General features: G+C 32.5%; 2 protein-coding genes. Both read right to left on the reverse strand.

What is annotated here, in order from left to right; genetic code table 11:
- Window positions 1-85 precede the first annotated feature (85 nt).
- Window positions 86-778: an anaerobic ribonucleoside-triphosphate reductase activating protein gene (locus ACP5SP_RS07320; RefSeq protein ID WP_428076379.1), complete on the reverse strand. Its 693-nt coding sequence runs from the start codon at window positions 776-778 to the stop codon at window positions 86-88.
- Between the two features lie 15 nt (window positions 779-793).
- Window positions 794-4,444, reverse strand: coding sequence for an HD domain-containing phosphohydrolase (locus ACP5SP_RS07325; RefSeq protein ID WP_428076380.1), 3,651 nt, complete (start codon window positions 4,442-4,444; stop codon window positions 794-796).
- Window positions 4,445-4,679: the final 235 nt, after the last annotated feature.

Below are 4,679 nucleotides of genomic sequence, written 5' to 3' on the forward strand. Positions count from 1 at the left end.
GAGGAATCTCCTCTGTTTCGGGGGAGTATTATATATGGTGACAAACATTTTGAGGAGGCATTGAGGGTATTATACTCTTAAAATTCTATCTTATCTCTACTGTATCTGCAAATTGTTTCATCAATGCTTGAATATCTTGTAATTCTTTGTCTGTAAAAGTCTCAAATGGATAGTTTGGATTTAATACCTTATCAAAATGCGGTCTTTGAATGTAGTAGGCCTTTGCTCTATTTATAAGATTGCCCACAGAAACAAAGTCATCAATAGTCTTAAAGTAGTTTTTGAATACAGTTGTTCTAAATTCGTAATCCTTTTCTGAGGCTTTGATAATCTGGATACTTTCTTTTATTGTGTCACTCTCAATTTTTACACCTGTTGCCTCGCTGTATTTTTCAAGTGGTGCCTTTATATCCATTGCAATATAATCAACAAAAGGTAAGAGATCTATCAGCCTCTTTGGGAATGATCCATTGGTATCAAGTTTTACCAAAAAGCCCATATCTTTTATTCTCTTTATGGTGTCAATCAGTCCTTTGTGTATTAATGGCTCTCCGCCAGTAAATTCAACTGCATCAAGAAGTCCCTTACGAGTCTCAAGAAAATCAATAATATCTTCAAAAGGAATTTCATTTGGAAACTCTTTTTCTAAGACAAGTTCCCTATTGTGGCAAAAAGGACAACGGAAATTACAACCTATTGTAAAGATAATCGCACAAGTTTTATCAGGATAATCTACAAGAGAAAACTTTTGCATTGCTCCGATTCTTATGTTGTTCATATATAATATTACACCTCACTCTATGTTCAATATTTCCATCAGTATATCTTCTATTGAAATATTAAGCGCATCTTTTATTGAATCTTTAAGTTCTATAAATCTTTTTGCAAGTTCCGGATCAAACTGAATGCCTGCATTCTTTTCAATTTCTTTCATCGCTTCATCAACTGTTAATGCCTTTCTGTAAGGTCTTTCTGTTGTCATTGCATCAAAGGCATCAACTATTGATAATATCCTTGATAGGTATGGGATTTCTTCGCCCTTTAACTTATCAGGATAACCCTTTCCATCCCATCTTTCATGATGATGTCTCAATATTTTTGCCGAAGCTTCCAAGCCTTCAATTACAGAAATAATCTCATAACCTTTTTCTGGATGTATGTTTATGATTTCCCGCTCTTCAGCTGTTAAAGGTCCGTTTTTAAGAAGAATTGACTCCTTTACACCAATTTTCCCTATATCATGTAGAATTGCTGCTAATACAAGTATTTTAAGATTTCTTTTATCAAGCCCAAGATGCCTTGCAAAGAAATACGCGTATTTTGTTACGTTTTCAGAGTGCGTCCTTGTGTAAGGATCTTTTGAGTCAATAGTTCTTGCAAATGCTATCATAATATCTGCAAAAAGCTTTGCTCTATCCTTGTATATAAAAAAGCTTTTCAAAACAGGCAATATTGATACTGATAACTGATTTATAATGTCTGAATTTTGTTCACTTCCTTCCTTTAAACCGAATTCGATTTTGTCTTTTCCAATCTCATAATATATCTTTTCGAAATTATTAATTTCCTTTTCTTCTTCAAATGTGTATTCACTTGATTTAGAATGAACTACATTAACAGAATCATCACAAGCAAAAACATGTATAAAACGATTTTCAATTTCAACTGATACTTTCATTGAGTTTAAATATTCGAAGGTTCTATTTAACAATTGGAAAACTTCTTTAAAGTAATTTTTTACACTCATCTCAAAATCGAGGTTTTTAGAAATTTCCGTTATTATTGAATCTATCTTTAGCTCATTTTCTAAATCTTCAAAGAGTTTCTTTGTCCTTAAAAATAGCGACCCAAGGTTTGAAATTGCTTCCATTACTTCGATATCTTGTGTGGTAAATGGATTCTGATCTTTTGTTGAATCAATAAAGATGCCACCATAATACTCGTCTTCGATAAAGAAAGATGCAGTTATTGTGTATTTTACTCTGTCTAATCCTAACTTTTTTGCAAGCTCTCTTTGGCTTTCATCTAATCCGACAGCTTCTATAGATTCAATTATTTTAACTTTTCCTTTTTCAACAAGCTTTTCTTCTGTTTCAAGATCGATGTTTAATTCGTTAAGAAGAGACACATCATAACCAAATGAAGCTACATACTTAAGCTCGTCTTTAGTCCTCAGAAGAATAGTTCCGTATTCCCCACCTTCTATTAATGAAAGTGTAAGCATCAAAAGTTTTGAAAAGAACTCTTCGTAATCCTCTTTAAAACTTGTTTTTGATAGAAAAACAAAAATATTTTCAAGTTTTGAAGCAAGACTTGCGTTTGTATCAACTTCTTTTTTAAGAGCCTTAAGCGCCGCTTGAATTGAAAAATAGAATGAAATAATTTTAGCAACTGAATTTGCAATGGCTATATCAACCTCATTGAAGTGAACACCTTCTTTAAAGATATCTAAAGAGAAGTGCCCCATATATTCATCTTTAACAGTAATTGGGATAATAAGAGTCTCTTTAATATCTTCCAGTCCAAGCTTTTTTGCATAATCCCTGAGTTCTTCGGGGAATCCCGAGATTCCTATTTTTTCAATAATAATTGGCTTCTTCCAAAATCTCTCCTCCCTTTCTTTATCAAGAATTAGTTTTTTTAAAAGATCTACGTCATAGCCCACGGAAGCAACAGGCATAACTTTATCTCCAACAACAAACCATAAAACACCCTTCTCTATTTTGGGAATAAGATGAACTACTGTTTCTAAGAGTTTTTGAACAGCCGTCTCTATTGGGGCGTCAATTGAGGTAGTAAATATGAAGTTGTTTAGTGTATTTAGTTTTTCTTGAGTATCTTTATACGCTTTTAACGCCTCTAATTCCCTTTTTAGGGTTTCTTCAAGCTCTAATGTAGTTTCCTTTTCCAATGCAAAAAGTCCATAAAGAACTGTTGCATAGAAAAGTAAAAATAAGAATATGAATAACCCATAAGTTAATACTGTGGTCAAAAAGACCCAATGCAATTTTTCGCTTAAATCACTTAGGCTTCCAAAGGTTTTAATTAAAAAAGAGCGTGAAAGATAAGTAAAGGAATAAGATTTTGAAATTGAATAGTTGGAAACGCTTCCTAAAACAGTATCTACATTTTTTAAGATGAATGAATCAGAAATGTTTGTTGCACACACTACTCCATCCTCTGACAAAATATATTTAAAAGGTGTAATTGCATTTGATAAATTTCTGGAAAGAGTATTAAGGTCAATTAATCCTGCAATAGTATAGGTAAATATTTTTCCTTTAAATATTGGTATATGTATTGCTATTGCATTAAAGCCCTCGACTGTCTTAAAAGGCAGTGATAGAGTTGTTTTTTTTGTTTTGAGAACTTCCTTTACATGAGGCTGATTTGAAATATTAGAGCCTATGGCGTATGTGTAGGGATATGTATATACAATTATGCCCTTATCATTCATAAGCGTAACTGATGCGAATATGGATTTATGGGTATCGTAGAATGTTTTTATTTGCAGTTTTGCATGATCTAAGTTATCTACATCAAGAGTTTCTGCAAGATATACAAGAGGACTTTCAAATGAATCAAGCAAGTATTGATTGAGTTTGTCAGCAATTACAAACGATGCATTCTGAACACTATAATTTAAATCAGATATAATTTGTTCCTTTTGACTTCTGTATGAGTTAAATCCAAAAGAAGATGCAATTGATGTTATAATTGCTGCAGTAAGTGATATTGCAACAAGTCTTGTGAAGATTGAAAGTTTTTCTTTAAAAATCTCCTTTTCTAAAGGACGACTGGGCATCCTTGCACCTATGTTTTTAAGGGTAAATACGCCGTGAAGAAAAGACAAAAACATCAAGGTAAGCGAAATATAGATTGTTGGTTTAAGAGGAAGATAATCCGTATAATATAGAAGTTTCAAGAATACTGAAATTGCCGAAAAGAGCACCACTAAAACATACATTCTTTTTTCATGAGAAGAGCCATATTTTGAATATGCAAATCCCCTAACAAGGTGAATAATAGCAATTCCTATAATGCCCCAAGAGATATAGTCCAATGCGCGCATTATGTTTCCAAGCAAAAAGGAAGATAAAATAAGCATTAAAATGCCTATTATTTCAATTGAATTTGGCTTAGCATACGTCTTTCCTGTTGTTTCAAGAATCGTGATATAGATAAATGTAGAAATTCCGATTGCAAATATTAGATTTATAGTTAGAAACGCACTTTCATTTGGACCTAACTCTAATATATAAAAGACTTTTATAAGGGATAGTATCACAACAATCGGAAATGAAAATGCCACTATGAATAGAACTCTCTCATATGTTCTTTTTTGTATAAACCATCTAAACGATAGTATAAATCCTAAAAGGATTGGGATTGTGAATACAGAAAACTCAAGTATTATAAGTAACCAGTCTATTTTCATTTCCATTGATAAATTATACCAAATGTCAAGAAATTGTGAATTTCTTTTAAAAAATTTTTAGCAAATTTTTTAATCGAGTGATAATTTGTAAAATCTTAAATACCCCTCAAAATGTTTGTCACCATATATAATACTCCCCCGAAACAGAGGAGATTCCTCAGGCTAAAGCCTTCGGAATGACAACCATTTTGAGGGGGCAACACACCTCCCCCTCAATACTCCCCCGAGACTGAGGAGATTC

It is taken from the genome of Caldisericum sp. (genome assembly GCF_049967455.1).
Lineage (GTDB): Bacteria > Caldisericota > Caldisericia > Caldisericales > Caldisericaceae > Caldisericum > Caldisericum exile_A.